General features: G+C 62.5%; 20 protein-coding genes. 9 read left to right on the forward strand and 11 right to left on the reverse strand.

The genetic code is table 11. From position 1 onward, the window contains the following. Nucleotides 1-65 precede the first annotated feature (65 nt). A complete protein-coding gene (locus tag D8Y22_RS22370) occupies nt 66-242 on the forward strand; it encodes a hypothetical protein (RefSeq protein ID WP_174811826.1) in 177 nt (58 codons plus the stop codon). A 31-nt stretch (nt 243-273) separates the two neighbouring features. Here the strand turns inward: D8Y22_RS22370 and D8Y22_RS10755 are convergent, their stop codons facing one another. Then, entirely contained in the window at nt 274-1,227 is a 954-nt protein-coding gene (locus D8Y22_RS10755; RefSeq protein ID WP_141464713.1) for a transcription initiation factor IIB, read from the reverse strand. A 765-nt stretch (nt 1,228-1,992) separates the two neighbouring features. Here D8Y22_RS10755 and D8Y22_RS10760 point away from each other — a divergent pair. Then, nucleotides 1,993-2,592 carry a DUF7344 domain-containing protein gene (locus tag D8Y22_RS10760; protein WP_141464714.1) on the forward strand — a complete coding sequence of 200 codons (600 nt, stop codon included), beginning with the start codon at nt 1,993-1,995 and terminating at the stop codon, nt 2,590-2,592. A 241-nt stretch (nt 2,593-2,833) separates the two neighbouring features. Here D8Y22_RS10760 and D8Y22_RS10765 read toward each other — a convergent pair whose 3' ends face one another. Together D8Y22_RS10765 and D8Y22_RS10770 are read right to left on the reverse strand one after the other, a co-directional pair. Continuing rightward, nucleotides 2,834-4,600: a hypothetical protein gene (locus D8Y22_RS10765; protein ID WP_141464715.1), complete on the reverse strand. Its 1,767-nt coding sequence runs from the start codon at nt 4,598-4,600 to the stop codon at nt 2,834-2,836. 336 nt (nt 4,601-4,936) lie between these two features. Further along, nucleotides 4,937-5,875: a hypothetical protein gene (locus D8Y22_RS10770; protein WP_141464716.1), complete on the reverse strand. Its 939-nt coding sequence runs from the start codon at nt 5,873-5,875 to the stop codon at nt 4,937-4,939. A gap of 400 nt (nt 5,876-6,275) precedes the next feature. Between D8Y22_RS10770 and D8Y22_RS10775 the strand changes: the two genes are divergently transcribed. Further along, nucleotides 6,276-6,713, forward strand: coding sequence for a DUF7575 domain-containing protein (locus tag D8Y22_RS10775; protein WP_141464717.1), 438 nt, complete (start codon nt 6,276-6,278; stop codon nt 6,711-6,713). A gap of 28 nt (nt 6,714-6,741) precedes the next feature. Here the strand turns inward: D8Y22_RS10775 and D8Y22_RS10780 are convergent, their stop codons facing one another. Further along, nucleotides 6,742-7,929 (reverse strand): 3-dehydroquinate synthase II, encoded by a 1,188-nt coding sequence (locus D8Y22_RS10780; RefSeq protein WP_141464718.1) that lies wholly within the window; start codon nt 7,927-7,929, stop codon nt 6,742-6,744. 160 nt (nt 7,930-8,089) lie between these two features. Between D8Y22_RS10780 and D8Y22_RS10785 the strand changes: the two genes are divergently transcribed. Continuing rightward, a complete protein-coding gene (locus D8Y22_RS10785) occupies nt 8,090-8,674 on the forward strand; it encodes a hypothetical protein (RefSeq protein WP_141464719.1) in 585 nt (194 codons plus the stop codon). 121 nt (nt 8,675-8,795) lie between these two features. Continuing rightward, nucleotides 8,796-10,205 carry a DUF6498-containing protein gene (locus tag D8Y22_RS10790; protein WP_246084408.1) on the forward strand — a complete coding sequence of 470 codons (1,410 nt, stop codon included), beginning with the start codon at nt 8,796-8,798 and terminating at the stop codon, nt 10,203-10,205. A 12-nt stretch (nt 10,206-10,217) separates the two neighbouring features. On the opposite strand, the gene D8Y22_RS10795 is transcribed toward D8Y22_RS10790, so the two are convergent. Further along, nucleotides 10,218-11,036, reverse strand: coding sequence for an HFX_2341 family transcriptional regulator domain-containing protein (locus tag D8Y22_RS10795; protein ID WP_141464721.1), 819 nt, complete (start codon nt 11,034-11,036; stop codon nt 10,218-10,220). Nucleotides 11,037-11,091: 55 nt separating this feature from the next. Beyond that, nucleotides 11,092-11,382, reverse strand: coding sequence for a HalOD1 output domain-containing protein (locus D8Y22_RS10800; RefSeq protein WP_141464722.1), 291 nt, complete (start codon nt 11,380-11,382; stop codon nt 11,092-11,094). A gap of 96 nt (nt 11,383-11,478) precedes the next feature. Here D8Y22_RS10800 and D8Y22_RS10805 point away from each other — a divergent pair, with 96 nt between their 5' ends. Next, the gene (locus tag D8Y22_RS10805; protein WP_141464723.1) at nt 11,479-12,156 is read left to right on the forward strand and encodes an HAD family hydrolase; all 678 of its coding nucleotides are present in this window, start codon (nt 11,479-11,481) and stop codon (nt 12,154-12,156) included. A gap of 31 nt (nt 12,157-12,187) precedes the next feature. On the opposite strand, the gene D8Y22_RS10810 is transcribed toward D8Y22_RS10805, so the two are convergent. From D8Y22_RS10810 to lonB, 3 genes are all read right to left on the reverse strand, one after another. Continuing rightward, nucleotides 12,188-12,535 carry a hypothetical protein gene (locus tag D8Y22_RS10810; RefSeq protein ID WP_141464724.1) on the reverse strand — a complete coding sequence of 116 codons (348 nt, stop codon included), beginning with the start codon at nt 12,533-12,535 and terminating at the stop codon, nt 12,188-12,190. Between the two features lie 128 nt (nt 12,536-12,663). Continuing rightward, entirely contained in the window at nt 12,664-13,623 is a 960-nt protein-coding gene (locus D8Y22_RS10815) for a CPBP family intramembrane glutamic endopeptidase (protein ID WP_141464725.1), read from the reverse strand. Further along, a complete protein-coding gene (gene lonB / locus D8Y22_RS10820; protein ID WP_141464726.1) occupies nt 13,624-15,819 on the reverse strand; it encodes an ATP-dependent protease LonB in 2,196 nt (731 codons plus the stop codon). A gap of 284 nt (nt 15,820-16,103) precedes the next feature. Between lonB and D8Y22_RS10825 the strand changes: the two genes are divergently transcribed. Further along, nucleotides 16,104-16,622, forward strand: coding sequence for a nicotinamide-nucleotide adenylyltransferase (locus tag D8Y22_RS10825; protein WP_141464727.1), 519 nt, complete (start codon nt 16,104-16,106; stop codon nt 16,620-16,622). A 113-nt stretch (nt 16,623-16,735) separates the two neighbouring features. Beyond that, a complete protein-coding gene (locus D8Y22_RS10830) occupies nt 16,736-17,563 on the forward strand; it encodes an SAM hydrolase/SAM-dependent halogenase family protein (RefSeq protein WP_141464728.1) in 828 nt (275 codons plus the stop codon). Between the two features lie 74 nt (nt 17,564-17,637). On the opposite strand, the gene D8Y22_RS10835 is transcribed toward D8Y22_RS10830, so the two are convergent. Together D8Y22_RS10835 and thsA are read right to left on the reverse strand one after the other, a co-directional pair. After that, entirely contained in the window at nt 17,638-17,997 is a 360-nt protein-coding gene (locus tag D8Y22_RS10835; RefSeq protein WP_141464729.1) for a HalOD1 output domain-containing protein, read from the reverse strand. 182 nt (nt 17,998-18,179) lie between these two features. Beyond that, the gene (gene thsA / locus D8Y22_RS10840; protein WP_141464731.1) at nt 18,180-19,724 is read right to left on the reverse strand and encodes a thermosome subunit alpha; all 1,545 of its coding nucleotides are present in this window, start codon (nt 19,722-19,724) and stop codon (nt 18,180-18,182) included. Between the two features lie 189 nt (nt 19,725-19,913). Here thsA and D8Y22_RS10845 point away from each other — a divergent pair, with 189 nt between their 5' ends. Then, complete coding sequence (locus D8Y22_RS10845; protein WP_141464730.1) at nt 19,914-20,744, forward strand: amidohydrolase family protein; 831 nt, start codon at nt 19,914-19,916, stop codon at nt 20,742-20,744. Nucleotides 20,745-20,990 lie beyond the last annotated feature (246 nt).

Genomic DNA, 20,990 nt, shown 5'->3' on the forward strand with positions numbered 1-20,990 from the left:
GCTGCCTCGATTCGCCGGCGGCATCGAGTCCAACTTATATGCCGTCCGAGCACGTACGTCGTCGTATGTTCCGTGCGATCCTGCCGGAGGGTCAGATCGCTTGTCAGCGGTACGAACACGCCGAAAATGGCCTCGAGTTGTACGACGAGGACGACGAGTTCGTCGCGTTCGTCCCCTATGCGACGCTCAATGCCCTCGTCAGTGAGAAAGCCTACACCGGTGACGAACGGTCGATTATGTAAGAAGAAATAGCCAACGAGGTGGTCGTGGCGATCACGTTGCCGGTGTCCGGTCGATTGCCTCGAGTTGTTCGCGGTACCGGTTACGGACCGTCACGACGGTCGTCTGTGCGGTTTCGGCGACGGCTCGTTGCGGGATCGTTTCGTCACAGAGCAGCCCCGCAGCGTAGATCGCCGCGGCGGCGAACCCCGTCGGTGATTTTCCCGAATGGAGCCCTTGCTCGGTCGTTTTCTCGATAATATCGACCGCTGTTGCCTCCACGTCCTTGTCGACGTCGAGCTCCGAACAGAACCGCGGGACGAACTGCCGGGGGTTCGTCGGCTCGAGGTTGATGTCGAGTTCGTCGGCGATGTAGCGGTAGGTGCGTCCGATCTCGCGCTGGTCGACCCTGGAAACGGCGGTTACTTCCTCGAGGCTGCGGGGGATGCCTTCTTTTCTACAGGCCGTGTAGAGAGCGCTGGTGGCGACGCCTTCGATCGACCGTCCGCGGATGAGATCCTGTTCCAGTGCGCGTCGGTAAATGACGCTTGCCGTCTCCTTGACGGGTTTTGGAACGCCGAGGGCGCTGACCATGCGGTCGATCTCGGAGAGTGCGTACTTGAGGTTGCGTTCACCGGCGTTTTTCGTTCGAATCCGTTCCTGCCAGACCCGGAGCCGGTGGAGCTGTCCGTGTTTGTCGGCGGACATCGAGTGACCGTTGGCATCCTTGTTGCGCCAGTCGATCGTCGTCGTCAGCCCGCGGTCGTGCATTGACTGGGTCAACGGTGCGCCGACGCGGGAGAGTTCGTCGTGTTCCTGGGCGTTGAACGCGCGCCACTCGGGTCCATAATCGATGGGATCTTCGGTGAGCACGAGCCCACACTGTTCACAGACTCGCTCGCCGCGATCCGGATCGTGAACGATCGTCTCGGTCTCGCAGTCGGGACACAGCTCGACGTCCCGTTCCTGGGACTCACTTGTAACATGATCGATGATAGACTGCGTCATCAGTAGGCGGATGAATCCGTGCCGGCACTGTAAGGGGCTCACATGGTTTACGCGGGAAACACCGACTTACTGTCCTGTCGGCTGTAAGTCAGTATCGACGGGAACGAGCCGCGTTCGTCGTGGGCTATTTCTTGCCGTCTCCCCTGACGTTCGATCAATCCGGCGATCAGTACCACCGGTCACTGATCGCGTCCAATGGGCCGCTGCAGTCGCGGTCGGATCGACGATTCGACGAGTCCGCCCACGGTTGACGCTCGAAGTATGCATACGAATTATCAATCGACCGATCGTCTCTCGGTGTAAATTCACGGTTCATCCCGGAAATCGATCTTTTGGTTCCAAACCGTCGTACGATTTATGTCGGTTGGGTCGGACGTGTAGAAGCAGTGCTGTATCGCCGATGATCCTGACTAGTCCCAACGGACCGCTGGCCACATACGAGACGTATATACGCACCGTCTATCGGGCGGCAATCGGTCGATACGGGAGACGGTCGCCCGGCGAGAAGCGTGGGGGGCGAGACCGGCCGCCTCTCGCCGTTGGACCGGTCCGCCGAAGTCGTCCCGTACCAACTTTGCAGCCGATGCAAAACGTGACCGTGTTTAAGAGAGTCACTGTTGGTGTACAACGTGGTGTGTCAATAGTGACTGCGAATCGCCGTTCGACTGTACAGCGGCCCCGTTCGATCCGTCGCCGTACTGCAGTTTCGACGTATCGTGGCGCCTCCCTTTGGATCGATCGAGTGCCGTCCGGAGGCCAGCGATAATGTCGTCGATCGATACCTCTCTCCCCGACGAAATCGCCTCGTCAGTGTCTAATTCTGAAGACGACGGGGGGCTCTCGAAAGACGTCATTTTCGAACTACTGAAGAACCGCCGTCGACGCGAAGTGCTTGCGTACTTGCTCGAGGCCGAGGATACGGTAACCCTCGGCGAGCTCGCCGAACAGATCGCTGCCTGGGAAAACGACACGGACGTCAACGCCCTGAGCTCCGACCAACGAAAGCGCGTCTACGTCGCCCTCTATCAGACCCATCTTCCCAAGATGGACGACGCCGGAATCGTCGAGTACGATCAGGATCGCGGGCTCATCTCGCTGTCTGACAACGCCGACTTACTGATGATGTACCTCGACACAGACAATCATCAGCAAGACCGGTGGGATCGGTGGTACGCGGGGCTCAGCGTCGTCGGGATCGCCATCGTCGGTGCGACTATGCTCGGCGTGCCACTGGTTTCGACACTGCCGACGGTCGCAGTTGCCGGAGGCGTCGTCCTCGCGTTTCTGGGTCTGTCGATCGCCCATACCGCGACGAATCGACAGCGCGAACAATCCGTCAACGGTAAACTCTCCCGTATCGACTGATCGCTATTCGATTTCGCCGCGAAGCGGGCCACAGTGGATTGGCATTGCTACGAATGCCGCCGACAGTCGTTCTGATGACTGCGATTATATCCTCGAGAAGGACTTTTATTCACGCCGTTCGTACGGACGACTGGCTCCCGATCCGCCGTCCAGTACCGGAACAGTTCGCGTGCCAGCTTGCTGTTCTCCCGGGGGCCACTTTCTGTCGCCCGATTAGGACCGGACTGGCCTCGAGACATCACTACTGATTGCGGGCGTTGTACTGCAGATCGGTCGTCGCGTCGCCAAGCAGCGTGAACGACTCGAGGTTGCCGTCGAACCAGTAGGCGTCCAGTCCGTCCGCGATCGCACCGCGAACGGCCTGATCTTCGACGACATCGTCGTCGTCGATCGTCGCGTCACGATACTCCGACTTGACGACCGGCCCGGTCGTCTCGAAGGAGTACGTACTCGGTTCGTCGGTATCGGTCGCATCGATGACCAGCGCGTGTGGTAGCAGTTCGTAGTCGCCGTACTCGCTCGGATCGATCTCCGCCCCGTCGACGAAGACGGCCGCCTCGCCCTCGCTAAAGGTCACGTCGGTCACGGCGCCGGAGAACCGAAACGCGAGCGTCGAATCCGTCACCGAACTTTGGACCGTCGACCCCGCAATCGTCGTCGCCTCGTCGGCGGGATCTTCGTCACCCTCGAGTTCGATCGTCCCGTCGACGGTGATCTCGAAGTTCGTCGGCGCGCCACGGCCCTCGACCTCGAGAAGGTGGGGGAGTTGCGCGCCGTAGTCGTCGGGATCGACCGCTTCGCCGTCGAGGATCACCGTCGCCGGCCCGTCGACGGTGAGTTCCTCGAGGTCGCCGTCGAATCGGAACGCGTCCTTCCAGTCGGCGACGACGCCGTGGGCGACGCCGTCCTCGATAACGGCTTCGTCGTCGATCGTCGCGCCGTCGGCCGTCGAGGGCCGGATCTCGCCGGTCGCGGCGAACTCGTACCGCGTGACGTCTTCGGTCGAACCGTCGAACAGTAGCAGGTGCTCGAGCGCCGAGTCGTCTTCGTCGTCATCGGGACGCGAGTCCGAGTCGGTCTCGCCCGCTGCGGCTTCCCGTGGCGTCGTCGGCACGCCGTCGGGAACCGAAAGGTCGGGATCGCTCGAGACGCCGTCCCGTCGCAGGCCACTGCCTTGGACGGTGCCGCTGATCGCACCACCGGTCATGCGTGCGCTGCCGCTGTTGCGCATGACCATCGCGTAGGGGTACGAGCCGGCGGCGAAGTGAGAGTCGTCGATGGCGACCGTGTTGCCGGGCCAGACCCACACCGGGCGCCCGGAATCTTCGACGTAGCCGCCCCACCCGGGGCCGTAGTCGGTGTCGTCGTTGTAGGCGACACAATCGGTGATGACGTCCTGTCCGCCGGCGACACGAAACGTCGAGACGCCGTTGTTCTTGCCGTAACAGTGATCCAACTCGACCGAGCCGCCGGAGGCCGTGTTCGAACAGTAAAACCCGTTGTTCGGCCACCCCTGGACGTTGCAGTATCGAAACGTGACGTCACAGCCGGCTTGTTTGTGATAGAAGACGGCACCGGGGCCGTGGACGAAACTCTCGCCTTCTTTGGTCGAGCCGTCGCCCAGGTAGACGTTCTCGATCAACACGTCGCCGCTGGGGGCGGTGATCGAGATCATAAACGCGTCGCCGCGGTGCAGTCCGTCGAATCCGATGTTTCGGATCGTCGAGTTGCCGCCCTCGACGAGCAAGAGGACGCTGTTGCCGTTCGTCAGATCGAACAGTTTGTTCTCGTAGGTCTCTCCCTCGCCGATGCGAATCGTCTGCCCTCGCGCCGTGATCTCCTCGTAGTCGTCGCTGGCGACGGCGGCGCCGGAAAGTGTCGCACTCGCCGTCGTCAATCCAGCTAACTTTACGTACGATCGCCGGTCGAGTAACCGACGATTACTCTCGTCATCATCGTCGTCGCCGACGGCCTCCGTCTCGTCCAGTACCGGGGGTTCGCGTGCCATGCAGTCTGGTAATTCGAGACTACCGGCATAAAACTTCCCTTACAAAACATTTAAATTTTAGAGAGTCTCTATCTTATCTGTATTTACATTCAGGATGTTAATGACGTTAGCAGCTGGAATATATGTGGCGAGAAGATATGGCGATCCAATAGCCCGAGTCGGTTACCCCCCATCACGAGGGCGATCTCGACCGGTGGAACGCTCGAGTAATCCCGGATTACGCCGCCGTCATCGAGAAAAACTGGTCTCGCGCCGAGACTCGACGTCGGCAGTGAGAAGCGATACGCTACGCGCTCGAGAGACGATCGCAGCGACGATCAGCCCGCAGAAGAATTCTTACTCGCCAGTCGCAGCCGCTTCGGCGCTCGTCGGAACGCCGTCGGGAATAACTGCCTCGGGGTCCGTCCCGACGTCGTCTGCGAGTTCGACCGTCGAGCCAGCGTTTTCGCCGATGCCGGCGACCTCGCCGTAGTCGGTCTCTCGAACGTCGACGGTCGTCGCCTGGCCGTTCGCGCCCGCGTCGATGGCGACGTTGTTGCCGTTCATCTCGAGCTGGCAGTTCTCGACTTCGATCGTCCCCGGCGCCCAGGCCCAGATACCGCGGCCCTGGTAGCCGTCGTCGTCGACGTAGACACTCGAGTTCGTCACCTTACTCCCCTCGGTCGCGAGCCGGAAGTGCGAAACGTAACAGTTCGCCGCGAACGACCGATCGATGTGGACCGTTCCGCCGCCGGCGTTGCCGGGAGCGGAGGCGTAGATCGCGTTATCCGCGAAGCCCTGGATGTTGACGTTCTCGAAGTCGATGTGACCCGCGTGATCAGGGTTGACCCAGAACGCCGTCTCGCCGTGGCCGTTCGGCGCACCGTTGCCCTCGCTCGAGCCATCGCCGAGGTAGACGTTCTCGACCGTGCTCGAGCCGCCGCCGTCAGCGATGCCGAACGTACCGGATCCGGCGTTTGACGTGTTCGCGCCGTGGAAGCCGACGTTACGGATCGTCCAGTCGCTTCCCTGGGCGGTGATCGTAATATCCTGACCGGTCGTCATGTCGACGAGTTTGTGTTCCCAGGTCTCGCCGTCGTCGATGGTGATCCTCTGTCCCTGCGCTTCGATAACCTCGTAGTCGTCCTCCGCGCCAGCCGTCCCGGCAACGCCGATCGACGTCGCCGCGGTCGCGACTGCGGCCAGCGAACGAACGTAGTTACGGCGGGTTAATCCGGAGTTACGGCCTGTAGTCGGTGTGGAATCCGTTTCGGACGTACGGGGAAAGTTCGCCATACAGTTGGGTAACACCACCTTGAACTCATAAACTTTTCCTTGGAATAAATGGTTAGATTCGATGAGCGTATTCGAAACAGGAATAAATGTATTGGAATATACGAGTATAGATGCAAAAAGTTACTACTTTCCAAATCTCCCGTGAAATACCGAATTGTGCGTGTAATAGAGCTGGTAATCGTGACGTTATTCGGAAGTCGCGGGGCAGTAGTCGAACGTTAGGTCCGTGTCGATGATGGAGTGGAAAGCGAAACGGCCAGTCGGATCATCGAACGACGAAACAGGTACTCTCGGAACCTGTCGAATCGCGTCGGCGTCGTTTCTCGAGCCCGAACCAACGCCTCGTCGACAGGACGGCGGAATCGGAATGTTAACCAGTCGCCTCTCCTAGGATGGCAGTATGAACTGGCTTCGTGCGCTTGCCGCCGCCGGGTTCTCGGTCGTCTTACCCGGTGCAGGCCACGCGATACTCCGCGACTGGCTCCGTGCGCTGGTGTTTGCCGGCCTGTATCTCTCCGCGGTTGCGATCTTTTTGCCACCGACCGATGAACTCGCCGCGGTCGACTCGGTTACCGAGACCGTCACTGTCGTCACCACCGAGATCGATACGATGGGGCAGTTCGTCCTCTCGTTCGTCGTCCTCTTTGCGGCGATCGATGCAACGTTTCGGGCGCTTGGCTTCCCGCCGGGCTCGAGTGCCGCCACCGACGGCGACGAGGGACCGAGCTGTCCGGAGTGTGGGAAGGAACTCGACGAAGACCTCGCGTTCTGTCACTGGTGTACGACCCGCCTCGAGACGCCCGAAGACGAGGCCGAAGAGGAACCGATCAGCTCGTAACCAAACGGTGTCGAAGCCGACCCCGCCACTACTTTTCGATAATGCTCTCCTCGACGGCTTCGCCGAAGTGACGGGCCGTATCCTCGTAATACAACAACAGGTCGTCACCGACCTCGAGGTCAGTCACCGCTTTTCGTCCGTCGCCGGTCGCCACTTTGATCGTCTCCGCATTCTGTAACAACGTTTCGACCCGATCGCCGTCGTCGGTTTCGACGGCCACGCGAAACATCGGCCGCTGCTCGATTTTGACCCGGCCGACGATCGCTTCACGGGTATTGCCCGCAGTGTCGACGACCTGGACCTCGTCACCGCTTTGCAGTTCCGCGAGGTACTTCGTGCCGCCGTCCGGCGTGCGGACGTAGGCATGGACCGCGCCAGCGTTGACTCGGAACGGCCGGGAGGCGACGTAGGGTGAGTCGGCGGTTTCGGCGTGGACAAAGACCAGTCCACGAGCCATCGACCCGACGAGCATCCCTTCGTCGTGTTCCAAGAGACTGCCCGTATCGACGCAAACGCGGTCGGCACTGCCGATACGCTCGACGTCGAGCACCTCGGCATACTCGAGGTCCAGCGATTCGCGTTCGGCCTCGTCGCGAACCTCGACGGTCTCATGAATCTCGTCGGGATCGTCCGAGTCGAGCAAGACGGCGTCGGAACCGATCTCTAAGGTCTCGAAGGCGGTCTTTGCTTCCTCGGCGCTCGTGACGCCGGCGATGAGGTTGGTCTCTTCGCCGATGCGAGCGATCAGGTTCTCGAGGGGAATGATCGTCCAGTCCTCGCCGATGACGATCGTATGATCGGCGTCTTCGGCGGCGGTTTCGGCGAACTGTTCGTACGCCGTATCGAGGATGCGAACGTAGGCACCGCGCTCGAGGTCAGTCTCCCCGTCGCGGCGCAGCGTCGAAAGGTCCGCCGAGCCCGAGAAATCCTCGGGGAGATCGATCGTCGCGTCGCCTTCGCCGTCCTTGCCGACGATGACGGCGTCGGGTCGGGCGTCGGTCCCGTCATCGTCGTCGATGTCGTCGACGAGCGTCACGTCGCCGTCGGTACGGAAGGCAGCGACGTTGATGTTTCCGAGTTCGCGCACGCGAGCGACATCGTCCTCGTCGACCAACACCCAGTCAGCACCCGCCTCGAGTGCGGCGGTGATGCGCTCTCGGCGCACGTCCCAGTCGCCGACAGTATCGTCGGCTTTAATCCAGACAGATCGAGTCATACCTCGACGGTCGAAGGGGACCGGCTTGAACGTGGCGGATCGTGCAGGCACCGCCGCCCGCTGTACGTATTGCAGCTAATGTAACAGTAGTAACGATAGTAACGATTGTATGATTACTTTCTTCAGAGTACCTAATATCGGGCCGAACCGAGTGGGAGATATGGGTCACCACCAGTTCAAATCGGTCGACGTACTGACTGTCGAGGACGCAGCCGCCCGCCTCGAGGTCGATGGCCTCACCCACGTCGCCCGGGCCGCGTTCGATCACGCGGGCGAACTGGTGGCACCCAGAGTCGGTCGCCGCCCGACCGTCCTCGGTGCGGTTCGACTCGCGAGCCGCCGCAGTCGCTGTCGAACGCTCGAGCGCGAGCGATTTAGCTCGGTGTTCGACGTCGACGCCGACCTGGTCGTCGCCGCCCACGCCGACCTCGCGAGTCACCTGACCCCACCCGCTGACGAGGATGATGTCCGGTCGCTCCGCCGGCGGCTGGTCGTCGTTCACGAGCTGGTCGCGGCTGCCGAACGCGACCGGCTCGACGCCCTCCAACTGCCACAGACGTACCTCGCCGACGACGCGCCGTGGCTGCTCGGTCGCACACAGCGACGGGCCGAAGCTTCGTCGCCTCGTTCAGAGGCGACTCTCGATGTCGCCGCCCTCCAGTCACATACGAGGCGACTCGAGGCAGACCTCGAACTCGCGCGACTCGGAACGACGCTATACGCGCTGGTCCACGGCGAGGCGTGAGTTCGGCGATTACCGATTTACAGCAGTTCGTAGCGATCGAACCTAGCGTTCAGCACATTTATCAAATCCGACAGTAGAGTATGGACTGATATCGATGTCCGCCTCGAGTTTCCGCCGGCGAGTGCCACCCGTCGTCGGGTTCGGCCCGATCCTGGTGGCCAACCTACTCCCACTCGTTGGCGTCGTCTACTACGGCTGGGATCCGGCGACGCTGGTCGCGATCTACGCCCTCGAGTTGCTCCTCTCGTTCCCGCTCGCAGCGGCGAAGGCGCTGTTCGCACGGCGACGCCCACCCGCCGACCCCGATGACTCCGGCGTCGTCTCCGTCTCGAGCGACCTGACGACGAAACGCGGCCGCGTGACCGTCGTCTCGTGGCTCCCACCGATCTATCCGCGAAACGTCCCCTTCGTGACCTCGGTCATCGTCGGCGTCGCCTGGGTGTGCCTGTTCGTCGGCGTCGTTCTCGGCGAAGCCATCTCGCTCGCTGCTGCGATCGCCCAGCCCGCGGTCGTCGCGAGCATCGCGGCGCTGTTCGTCGGCCAACTCCTCGAGTTTCGCCGGGAGTACCTGCGGGGCGGTGGCTACGAAACCGTCTCGCCGTACACCGTTATCGAGACGCCCGCACGGCAGGCCTTCTTTTTGCTGTTCGTCCTCATGGTCGTGCCGGGGATCGGCACGGGCGAAGCGACCTTCGTCCTCGCGGCGTTCGTCCTCGTCAAACTCCTCGTCGAGTGGTCGGCGTTTCGCGCCAGTCGCGGGGCCGGCGGTCGCCTCGCCGCGTGGCTCTCGGGGCCCGACGAGGCAACTGAACTCGACGATCCGCCCCAGGTGCCAGACGACGAGCCCGACGCTCGCGTTTCGACCGACGGGAAGGCAGCGCTGCTGACCGGGGTCTGTCACGTGCTTACCAGACCAGCGCCATTTTATGCAAGTATTTTCTTTATCGTCTGGCTCGTGGCCGTCGGGATACTCGGCGGTCCGGAATCGTCACTGGCGTTTACCGTCGGTGCTACCCTCGTCGTCGTCGGCTCGTTCGTCCTCTTGCTCGCGGGAAAAAGCGCCGAGTTCTACCTGCAATACGGCCCGCTCGAGTATCGCCGCTACGGCGATCGGCTCGTCGCCTACGATACCTGGCTCGATGAACCCCAGTGGACGGCGTCCGTCGACGTTCTCCGCAACGTTGCGGTCGTTCAGGATCGGCTTCCGGACCGACTGCTCGAAACCCGAACGATCGCCGTGACGACGGGATGGGACGACGACGATACGCAGCGCCAGCTCGGCCCCGTCGCGGCCCCGGAAACGCTCGTGGCGACGTTCGAGCTCCCGGTCCACTCGACGGACCTCGAGGCGATCGATCGACGGGTTGTCGGTATCGTCGTCGCGATCGTTGCCGTGATCGTCCTCGTCGCCGGACTCGCAATTTGGCCGTGGGGTGAACCCGTCGTCGTGTTCTACGCCGTGTTCTTGCTCCCGTTCGTTGGGATTGTCCTCCTGGGACTCTGGAATCAGGCGTATCCGGATCCAGCGTAGCGCGTCAATCGCTCAACGCCGCTCGTCACACGTCTGGACGGCGTCGATGTCGTCGAGTTCCGCGAGTTTGTGTCTGAACGCACGATAGGCGTTCTCGCCGCGGTCGGTGAGGGAAACGACGCGGCGGCGGCCGACTGATTCGACCGTTACGTAGCCGTCGGCGACGAGGGGCTCTACGACGTGGATATCGAGCACCCGAAACGCGCCCTTGTCCTCACCGTCGCCAGGCGACTGTCGGTCGGCCATAAACGAGAGTCCGACATCGCGTGCGTACTCGATGAGGTCTTTCTTCTTCGGCGGAGCCGTTCGGTCGTCGTGATAGCCGTCCCAGGCGGCAGGGTCCGCGAGAAAGCCCATGATCGCGACCTGATCCGTCGTCGGCGACTCCATCGGATAGATCGGGAGCTCGTCGATCCGATCGGCACCGAACGACGTCGGCTCGCTCGAGCCGTCGTGGGCGTACGTAGCCGGCTCGACGTAGTACGGCTGGGCGTTCGTGGACGCGTCCATGCAGGCGATCGTCATCCCGATCGCGGGGATCGCGCCGGCACTCGAGACGTTGACGGCGACCACGTCGTCGGCGTGATGGGAGGCGATCGTCGTCACGTCCCCCAGGACCGCATAGACATCCGTCAGATCCGACTCGAGGGTCTCGACCGCGGGAACGACCGCCTCGAGTTCGGCGACCAGCTCGTCGTGATACGCCGTCGTCAGGTGATCGGGGTCTTCGAGGAGGTAAACGAGATCGGCCCGTTGATCACGGATCGGCTCGAGAATCCGGTCGTACTCGTAGCCAAGGGCGGCGATGTGTACCCGTTTGACGACGTCCATACATCGACAGACACCTCGGCGAAAATAATGTCACCGACTTGTACCGCGTCGGATCTTATACGTCGTACACGCGGACGTGACCGTCTTGCATGACGACGACCCGGTGCCCACGATAGCGGAATTCGATCCGGATGTCGGTGTCCTGTCTCCGAGCGTGATCGATCAGTGGATTGATCGCCGACGGATCGATCTGCTCGTACAGCGGGGGCAGGTCGGTTGCCGGGCGGTTCGTCGCGTCGGCGAGAGCCATTACGATCGATTGGAGTACCGATTCCGACTCGCAGTCGCCAGCACGGGTTACGACCAGGTCGTCGTCTGGATAGCTGTCGCCAGTCTGATTGGCCACGTTAGGAATCGCGACTATCAGGTAAAAACGATGGTTCCAAAGTACGTGGGGCCGCCGGCGAAACGTTGAGAACACTCGAGCCCCTACTGGGGACGAATGGCGGGCTACGACGCGATCTGTTTCGACCTCGATCGAACGCTCTGTGAGCCGACGCAGTCGGCGTCGACGTTGCTCGAGCGGACGTTCGATCGGACCGGCTTCGAACAGTTCTGTACGCCCGCCGATCTTCGATCGGCGGTGCCGTCGCTTCCAAACGCCGAGACCGATCGAGAGTTCTACGAGAACCTCTTTGCGGCGGTCGCGCGTCGGTCGAACGTCGATCCCGCCGTCTCCCAGCGGCTCACCGACTGGTATCTCGAGTTGCAGGACCCGACCGCTGTTCGCTTTCGCCCCGGCGCAAAGGCCGCCCTCGAGTACGCCCGCGAACACGGCCGGGTCGGGCTCATCACCAACGGCGGCCGAACCACACAAACCCGAAAACTGCGCGCCCTCGGTATCGAGAACGCCTTCGATGTCCGAGTGTTTACCGAGCCCAGCGAGGGGATCTACCCGAAACCAGACGCGGCGCCGTTCGAGTACGCACTCGCCGAACTCGAGGCGAGCGCCGACAGGACGATCCACATCGGGGACTCGCTTCGAGCCGACATCGCGGGTGCGAACGCGATGGGGCTCGATTCGGCGTGGCTCGACACGGGTCGCGCCCGCGACCACGCGAGCGATCACCAGCCGACCTACCAGTTGACCTCGCTCGAGGGCGTCGAAACGATCGTCTAACTCCCTCGGCCGAAGGGATGCGTTGTACCCGTCACTGTGCGACCCAGATGACGTAGATGTAGAGTCCGATTCCGGCGAAGACGGCTATCGACGAGAGCACGCCGAGAATCGCTAGTCCCGACAACAGGAGCGCGAACTGCAATGCACCACCCGCGATGAGACAGATCGCCGAGGCGAACAACAACGACGGCTCGCCGCCGGACTGCATGTACAACATCGTGCCGAGTCCAACGGCGATCACGCCGAAGACGACCTCGGCCGCGAGCAAGACGAGACCGCTGCCCGTGATCGTTCCGACGGCAAATAGCCCGAAGTAACAGACGATTCCCGCGAATACGGCTCGATAGATCCGCTCTGGTACCTCGTTGGCGTCGTCCATACGCTACTCGAGCGTGCCGAGTGGCTTATACGGTTTGCTGTACGGTACAACCGCGACAGTCCAGCGATTGCACTGGCACTGATACCGATTCCTGTCCCGATCTACCGGCGGAGTCACACCAGATCGTACTACTGTTCGAGGGCCGTGGCCCACTCGAGTTCGAGCCCTTCGTGGACGACAAACTCGAGAGCGTTGATCCAGTAGTGAGCGACGACGACGACGAGGAAGCTCCCGGTGAGGACGAAGACGGCCGCGAGGACGAACCCGAGCACCCCGGTGACGACGATGCCGACCGACCCCTGCATCCCGTGCCCGAGCGCGAACGCGACCGAGGAGACGACGGCCAACAACCAGGGATCGATGCCGAAGCCGGCCGACAGCGCGCCGATCAACGCCGCCCGGAAGAGCAACTCTTCGAAGACGGCGACGATCGGCAAGACACCGACGAGGAGTACCACCCACCCACGCCTCGAGTCGGGAGCCAGCAGTTCACGCAGCTGTTCGTCGTGATCGAAGCCAACGCGTGTCGCCAGCGCGGCGGCAATTTCGTTCGCGACGTAGAGGACGAGCCCGGCAACCGTCCCGACGAACAGGCCGGTCCAGAGAGACGACCAGGTGAGCTCGACGCCGAGCGCGCTGATCGGAATGCCGGTATAGAGCACCGCGCCGAGCAGGACCAGCGCGAAGAGTCCCTGCGAGAGGGCGACGTTCGCAAGCACCATGCGCGTCGATACCGACGCCGGATCGATCCCCGCAGGGTGGGAGTCAGCTCGGGCCGTCTCGCCCGTCTCGCGAGGAGCGGACCGGGCGTTCTCGAGTGCCGAGTCGGCTGCCGGATCGTCGGATTCGACCGGTGGCTGACGATCAACGGCAGAACGCGAGTCCTCGATAGTCGCCGACTCGAAGCCGGTCGACTCGAACGGTACCGCATCGTCGCTACTCGAGGCAGTTGCGTCCGAGTCCGGGGCGTTCGAATCGGAACGCGAGGAAGCCGTATCGGCGACCGACGACTGGGTTACATGAGAGAGAACGAGCAACAGGACGAGGACGACGCCCGTGATTCCGGCGAACGTCGCCCACTGGGGCATCTATTGTGGGCTCGGGTTCGACCCGCTCGTGGAGCCGACGGCGCTGCTGTCAAGTGCCGAGCCAGTGATCGACTTGAGACGGTCGACCAGCGAGTCCTTCTTCGGTTCGCCTTTCAGGGCGACCTCGAGGACTTCGCTGATGTTCGAACACGGGATGATCTCGACCATCTCGTCGTACTCGTCTTCGATCATGACATCCTGTTCGTTGGCCGCGGGGATGATGACTTTGTCACAGCCGGCCTTCGCGGCGGCTTCGATCTTGTGGGTGACGCCGCCGACGGGCAAGACGTCACCGCGAACGGAGAGCGAACCGGTCATCGCGACCGACTGATCGACTGGGATATCTTCCAAGGCGCTGATGACCGCCGTCGCAACCGTGATCGAAGCGGAGTCGCCGTCGACACCCTGCTGGCCCGCCTGGACGAACTGGATGTGAATGTCCTTCTCCGAGAGGTCGACATCGGAGAACTTCTTGATGATCGCCGAGACGTTCTGGACCGACTCCTCGGCCATCTCCTGAAGTTTGCCGGTGGCGATCACCTGGCCGCCACCCTGTGCGGGGGCGATCTCGGCCATCACGGGGAGCATGATACCGGAGTCCTCGCCCATGACCGCCAGCCCGTTGACCCGGCCCTCGACGCCGTCTTTGGTGACCTGCAGTTCGTAGTCCTTGCGGCGTTCGATGTAGTCGTCGGCCAGTTGCTGCTCGATCGAGCGCGAGCGTTGCTTGGCCTGCAAGACGTCGTCGCGGGTGGTGTGCTCCCGGTCTTCGGCACGGGCGATGTCACCCGCGACACGGACCAAACCGCCGAGACTCCGGAAGTGAAGCGTCAGGTGGTTCTTCCGACCAGCACGGCGTTTTGCCTCGAGGATGAGTTCCTCGACGGCGTCGCGCTCGAAGTGGGGAAGTCGCCCGTCGCGTTCGACCTCCTGGGCGATAAAGCGGGCGTACTTCCGGCGCATCTCGGGGGTGTCTTCGATGGTGTCGTCCATGTAGACCTCGTAGCCGTACCCCTTGACGCGGTTGCGGAGTGCGGGGTGCATGTTCTCCATCGCGTCTAAGTTCCCCGCCGCGATCATGACGAAGTCACAGGGGACAGGCTCGGTCTGGACCATCGCGCCCGAGGAGCGCTCGGACTGGCCCGTAATAGAGAACTCGCCCTCCTGGATCGCCGTCATTAGCTTCTGCTGGGTGCGGATGTCTAGCGTGTTGATCTCGTCGACGAACAGCACGCCCTTGTTGGACTTGTGGATCGAGCCCGGTTCGACGCGATCGTGGCTCGGCGTCTCCATCCCACCGGACTGGAACGGGTCGTGTCGGACGTCGCCCAGCAGCGCCCCGGCGTGGGCCCCGGTCGCGTCCTCGAATGGGGCCTGGCGCTGGTCGCCGTTGTCGACGATCATGTTCGGCACCATCGCGTCCGTGCCACGGCTCGTATAGCGGAAGATCAGCCAGATGATACCCGCGGCGATGATACCAAGCAGGATGCTGGCCGGACTGATGATCGTGTACCCAATGATGATCGCGATGATGATCCACATCAGGATCGACCGCATCTGGTTGCGCTTGCGGGCTTCTTCCTTGTGGGCGTCGATGATCTGTTCACCCTTCCCCGCCGGCACCGTCCGAACCTTCGGGGCGTTGCCGTCGTCGGGGTTGTGATAGACCAGCACGTCCTGGAGGTCTTCCTGGGGCAACAGCTGGCTCATCGCTTTCGCCAGCATCGACTTGCCGGTCCCCGGCGAGCCGATCATCATCACGTGACGGCGCTGTTTGGCCGCCTTGATAATGATGTCTCGAGCTTCGTCCTGCCCGATGACCTGATCGACGAGCCGGTCGGGGACTTCGATATCGTCGGTCGAATCGATCTTCAGGCCGCCGAGCAGATCGTCCGCGGCGTGTTCGTCGTCGATTTCGACGCCCGGATCGACATCGACCTCGCTACCGAGGTCTTCGACGGTTTCGATATCGTCGTCTGGTGACTCGTCGGTCGACGGGTCATCGTCAGCTGGATCGTCGTCGTCGGCCGACTCCCCTCTCTCGTCGACGTTCTCACTGCGGTCGTCCTCGGGATCGTCCTCGAGAGACCGCTCTCCCGGGTGCTCCTGCGGTTGCTCCTCCTGGGGCTGTTCCGCCTCGGGGGCAACCTCTGTCGCATCTTCGGGAGGGCCGTCAACGTTCGTATCGTTGCTCATAGAACTCTGTTCAGTACCTGATTCGAAGGGACTGCCACTGATATACTTTCTCCATGCGGTGGATGGTGTCAGTGCACGATATCGCGGTTTAGAGAGCTCAGGGCGGGTGATCTCTTAGACAGGTCGTAACGCATTAGTGAATCGCCTCGGGGTCACGCCCCGAGGCACTCGGCCTGCTCCGGCTGTAGAGCCAGTCGGCGGGGCGGTGAACGGCGACCGCTTTCGAAACCGCCACAGATCAGTATCTCGCCACGTTTAAGCGTGGCGGTCGAGCACACATAGCTATGACCCGGGGGTTCTACATCGGTCGCTTCCAGCCGTTTCACAACGGCCACCACAATATGGTCGCCCAAATCGCCGACGACGTCGACGAACTCGTCCTCGGGATCGGCAGCGCCGACGACTCACACACGGTCAGAAACCCGTTTACGGCCGGCGAGCGGATCATGATGATTACGAAGTCTCTCGTCAATACCGACCTCGTGACCTACGCAGTTCCGATCGAGGACCTCGAGCGCAATTCGGTGTGGGTTAGCCACGTGCAGAGTATGAGTCCGGATTTCGATGTCGCGTACTCGAACAATCCGCTCGTGATCCAACTGTTTAGAGAGGCCGGGATCGAAATCAGGCAATCGCCGATGTTCAACCGGGACGTTCTCGAGGGGACCGAAGTTCGCGAGCGGATGATCAACGACGACGACTGGCAGTCACTTGTACCCGGCGCAGTCACCGAGGTCGTTGACGAAATCGGCGGTATCGAACGCATCCAAATGATCAGCGACTCCGATTCGAACGGCAGATAGGGTCCGGACCTGCCGGCGATGAATCGATAGGACAGTCGAGTTCGTGTGCCGACGCGAGTATCGACACTGCCGAAGACGGGTCGATTTTGTGCCGCCGGCCCCTATCGTCCACCATGATCACGCTCGCGTCAGACTTCGGCTCGCCGTATCCGGCGGCGATGAAAGGCGTCCTCTGTGCGCGGACCGACGCCAGACTGATCGATATCGCGCACGACTTCCCGCGACAGGACGTTCGCGCGGCGGCGTTCTGGCTCCGGGAAGTACTCGCGTACTATCCCCCCGCGATCCACCTCGCGGTCGTCGATCCCGGCGTCGGCACCGACCGCGGTGCGATCGTCGTTCGTGCCGACGATCACGCGATCGTCGCACCGGACAACGGCCTCGTCCGTCCCGTCGCTCGACGGCTTGCTGACGGCCGCGACCTCGAGGCGTTCGTGGTGGACGAAACCGCCCTCGAATCCGTCGAACCGACCGGCGCCAGCCCCGTCGTTCGCTCGAGCCGAGATGGCGACGACGGACCGGCGACCAACACGTTCCACGGGCGGGATCTCTTCGCTCCCGCCGCTGCAGCCGTTCACAAGACACCGATCGAGACTCTCGAGACGCTGCCGTTTCTCGAGCCGACGGGAGCGATCGTCGACCTCGAGTTGCCGACGGCGACGATCGACGGCGAGCAGGCGATCGGCGAGGTACTCGTCGTCGACGGCTTCGGCAACGTCATCACGAACGTGCCGGGATCGTTTCTCGAGTCACACGATCGAATTCGTGCGAACGAGATAGACCTGCCGGTCGGGAAGACGTTCGCAGCCGTCGCGGTCGGCGAGCGACTCGCGACGGTCGGCAGTCATGGCTACGTCGAACTCGACGTCAATCAGGGCCGGGGTGAGGAGGCGTTCGAGCTCACTGCTGGCGATCGTGTCGTGCTCGAACGGTCGACGTGAAAACACCGCCCCACACTCGCGTCGGATTTACAGGCTGTCGAGGCGAATGCCACGGGGCGTGACCCCGAGGCGGTTCACCCCAATCGCGGCCGCCGAGGGTCGATAACGATCTCGCCGTCCGATCGAACCGTTACGTCACAGTCGGCGAACGGAAACGATATCGAACCGCCGTGTGGCGTCGTTGGGCTCTCGGTCCAGTGGCCGACGAGCGCGTTCAACGCGTCCGGATCGACCCGCTCCGAGAGAGGCTCGAGATCGATCGGGTCGATCTCGAGTATCGACGAGACGACGGTCAGTAACGCGGTGCTTGCAGGCTCGTAGTCGGTGTCGTCGCACCACGTGTGGTAGGTGCCCTCGCGGTCGTCTCGATAGACCGTCCGCCCGGTCGGTTCGTCGACCGGCGTCAGTCGATCTGTGGGGGCAGTTCCGGACATGACAACTCGGACTTTCGATGTGTTAACACTTAACGGTAGTGGCCGGCCGGTAATTACCATCCGAATATGTTCGGGAGATGGTCGCAGTATGGTACTTCAGCAGACGGAGAGACAGACTGGAAACGAGTCGAAAAGTGGGAATTCGTTCTATCCGAGCGCAACCGAACCGACGCGTGGTGTCGTTATTCGGCGGCGATGACGTCGTCGATACGGACGATCATCGTCGCCGCTTCGGCCGCACTCTCGATGGCTTCGCGTTTGACGTCAGCGGGGTCGAGTACGCCGTAGTCAAACGGATCGTCGATAGTAACTTCTTCGCCGTTCGTGATCAGGCCGGCCCGGCCCTCGGATTCGTGGGCCGCACGGAGATCGACGAGCGCGTCGATCGGGTCCTGACCGGTGTTGGCCGCGAGCGTGCGTGGTACGACATCCAGGGCGTCTGCAAACGCGTCGACGGCGAGTTGCTTGCGGCCTTCGATACCGGCGGCTTCCTGTCGGACGCGGTCCGCGATGGCGATCTCGGTCGCACCGGCGCCGGGAACGACCTCGCCGGACTCCAGTGCCGTCGCAGCGACGTCCAAGGCGTCGCCGATCGCACGCTCGAGTTCGTCGACGACGTGTTCGGTACCGCCGCGGACGAAGACGGTGACGGCCTCGGCGGCCGCCCCACCCTCGACGAACGCGAGGTCGTCGTCACCGAAGTTCTCGGTGCGGATGCGGTCGGCCTCGCCGAAGTCAGACTCCTCGAGGTCGTCGAGGGCGCCGACGCGGCTGGCACCCGTCGCAGAGGCGATCTCGCTGGCGTCGGAGCTCCCGATATTGTCGAAGACGAGGATGTCCTCGGCAGCGAGTGCACTACTGACGCGGTCGTCGACGTCGTCGGTCGTAAAGACGACATCGGCGCCGCTGTCGGCGATCGTTTCAGCGTAGCCGGACAGCTCGCTCTCCTCGGCGTCGACGGCTGCGTTGAGCTGGTCGATGGAGTCGATGGCGTACTCGGCGTCAACCTCACCGGTGCGAACCTCGAGTTCGACATCGAGGATGGCGATCGAGGCGTCCTCGACTTCGCTTGGCATCGTCTCCTGGGCCGGTTCCTCGTCGATGACGATACCGGGGACGAGTTCGGTCGCGTTCGAGGAGGCGCCGATCTGGGTGTGAACGGCGACGTTGTCGCGGGCGACGCCGTCGTCAGTGTCGACGTGGCGGACGGCCTCGACGACCGTCTCGGCCAGCGTTTCGGCGGTCAGTCCGCCCGTGCCCTTGCCGGTCATGCTCGATTCGGCGACCTGTTTGAGGACGTCGTCGTCGACCTCGGCCTCCTGGACCTGCTCGGCGATCGCCTCGAGGGCGATCTCGGCGGCCTGGTGATAGCCCTCGACGATGGTGGTCGCGTGGACATCCTGTTCGATGAGGTCTTCGGCCTCGCCGAGCAGGTTACCGGCGATCACCGCTGCGGTCGTCGTTCCGTCGCCGACCTCCTCTTCCTGGGTTTCGGCGACTTCGACGATCATCTGGGCCGCGGGGTGCTCGATATCCATCTCGTTCAGGATGGTCGCGCCGTCGTTCGTGATGACGACCTCGCCACCCGAGTCGACGAGCATCTTGTCCATACCGCGGGGCCCGAGTGTCGTCCGTACCGACTCGGCAACCGCCTTACCGGCCATAATGTTCGACGACTGGGCGTCGCGGCCCTGTGTTCGCTGACTATCCTCGCTCATGATAAACATCGGCTGTCCGCCCATGCGTTGCTGTTGTGCCATCGTTGAATCCTCACTAACTATGTCGTCAGCACTTCTATATAATTCTTTCCCTCCCGCCGGCACTCCCTCTGGCGATTGTCGTGTGAACCGTCGCCACACGACGGCGACCGGAGAGCCGGTAGCAAAATATAGCTCGACTCGAAAGTAGGCCCTGGGATGCTGGAGCTGGAACACGGATTTCGGGTCGTCGATGTCTACGCCCGGCTGACACCGGATGGGGAGACGGTGCTCGATCACCGTCCACGGATTTCGCCGGACCGCCTCGAGCGAGAGATGCACCAGGCCGGAATCACCAGAGCCGTTGTCTTCCCGCCCTCGCAAACGAAGACGAGCTATCTCGGGCCGAACAACGGCGTCGCGCGCCACAGCGTCGATCGGCCGTTCGTCGCGTTCGCCCGGATCAACGGCACGCACTGGCCCGACCGGACGCCGACCGGACGACTCCACAACGCCGTCACCAGCCGCAAAGAGTACCACACCACGCCCGAGGACATCGAGCGATACGCATACGACGACCGCTTTCACGGCTTCGTCCTCGACCCGGCGACCGACAACTACCCCGACGACGACGTGCTCGCGATGCTCGAGGACGTGGGCTTGCCGGTGATCGTTCAAGGTGGCTCCGACGCGCCGCCGAAATCGCTCGCGGATACGCTGCTCGACCGCTCCTTTCCCGTTATCGTCGCCCACTTTGGCGGCCACCCCCTCGATCGCTCGCGCATGCACGAAATGATCGACCTGCTGGCGACCGACGACGACTGCTACATCGAGACGAGTTTCGTCCGGTATCGTGATGTCCTCGAGCGAGCCATCCTCGAACATCCGGACCGAGTCTTCTTCGGCAGCGGCGTCCCCGCCTGCCATCCGAACGTCGCCCTTATGGAGACGCTCACGCTCGACGTCTCCGAGGACATGTTCTGGCGGGTCTTTTCGAAAAACGCCTGCCGGGTGATCGACGCACTCGCCCCGAACGCGCAGGTGAGTTGAGACAGCGAGTCGACGATCGATGTCACCACGTGGAGAAATTAGTCTAAAACCCCGTGCTGACTGCCGATCGATTCCGGGTGTGCGTCTTTCATCGCTCTACTTATCGCCTCAGCATTAAATTGGGTCGTTTATCAACATAGAATCATACTCTGAAAGCCCTCGACTGGCTCGTGGCTGCTGTGACAGATATCCTCATTGCATTCGGATAGTGCTGCCACAGCAGCCACGACCCGTCTCGCCCTTTCA

The sequence above is a fragment of the Salinadaptatus halalkaliphilus genome (assembly GCF_006543045.1).
GTDB lineage: Archaea > Halobacteriota > Halobacteria > Halobacteriales > Natrialbaceae > Salinadaptatus > Salinadaptatus halalkaliphilus.

Excerpts from the sequence above, each read along its gene's own strand:
- D8Y22_RS10835 (WP_141464729.1), bottom strand. The coding sequence starts at position 17,997 with ATGTCCGGAACTGCCCCCACAGATCGACTGACGCCGGTCGACGAACCG.
- D8Y22_RS10785 (WP_141464719.1), top strand. The coding sequence starts at position 8,090 with ATGGGTCACCACCAGTTCAAATCGGTCGACGTACTGACTGTCGAGGAC.
- D8Y22_RS22370 (WP_174811826.1), top strand. The coding sequence starts at position 66 with ATGTTCCGTGCGATCCTGCCGGAGGGTCAGATCGCTTGTCAGCGGTAC.
- D8Y22_RS10770 (WP_141464716.1), bottom strand. The coding sequence starts at position 5,875 with ATGGCGAACTTTCCCCGTACGTCCGAAACGGATTCCACACCGACTACA.
- D8Y22_RS10760 (WP_141464714.1), top strand. The coding sequence starts at position 1,993 with ATGTCGTCGATCGATACCTCTCTCCCCGACGAAATCGCCTCGTCAGTG.
- D8Y22_RS10845 (WP_141464730.1), top strand. The coding sequence starts at position 19,914 with ATGCTGGAGCTGGAACACGGATTTCGGGTCGTCGATGTCTACGCCCGG.
- D8Y22_RS10795 (WP_141464721.1), bottom strand. The coding sequence starts at position 11,036 with ATGGACGTCGTCAAACGGGTACACATCGCCGCCCTTGGCTACGAGTAC.
- D8Y22_RS10775 (WP_141464717.1), top strand. The coding sequence starts at position 6,276 with ATGAACTGGCTTCGTGCGCTTGCCGCCGCCGGGTTCTCGGTCGTCTTA.
- lonB (WP_141464726.1), bottom strand. The coding sequence starts at position 15,819 with ATGAGCAACGATACGAACGTTGACGGCCCTCCCGAAGATGCGACAGAG.
- D8Y22_RS10830 (WP_141464728.1), top strand. The coding sequence starts at position 16,736 with ATGATCACGCTCGCGTCAGACTTCGGCTCGCCGTATCCGGCGGCGATG.
- D8Y22_RS10825 (WP_141464727.1), top strand. The coding sequence starts at position 16,104 with ATGACCCGGGGGTTCTACATCGGTCGCTTCCAGCCGTTTCACAACGGC.
- D8Y22_RS10780 (WP_141464718.1), bottom strand. The coding sequence starts at position 7,929 with ATGACTCGATCTGTCTGGATTAAAGCCGACGATACTGTCGGCGACTGG.
- thsA (WP_141464731.1), bottom strand. The coding sequence starts at position 19,724 with ATGTTTATCATGAGCGAGGATAGTCAGCGAACACAGGGCCGCGACGCC.
- D8Y22_RS10755 (WP_141464713.1), bottom strand. The coding sequence starts at position 1,227 with ATGACGCAGTCTATCATCGATCATGTTACAAGTGAGTCCCAGGAACGG.
- D8Y22_RS10765 (WP_141464715.1), bottom strand. The coding sequence starts at position 4,600 with ATGGCACGCGAACCCCCGGTACTGGACGAGACGGAGGCCGTCGGCGAC.
- D8Y22_RS10815 (WP_141464725.1), bottom strand. The coding sequence starts at position 13,623 with ATGCCCCAGTGGGCGACGTTCGCCGGAATCACGGGCGTCGTCCTCGTC.
- D8Y22_RS10805 (WP_141464723.1), top strand. The coding sequence starts at position 11,479 with ATGGCGGGCTACGACGCGATCTGTTTCGACCTCGATCGAACGCTCTGT.
- D8Y22_RS10810 (WP_141464724.1), bottom strand. The coding sequence starts at position 12,535 with ATGGACGACGCCAACGAGGTACCAGAGCGGATCTATCGAGCCGTATTC.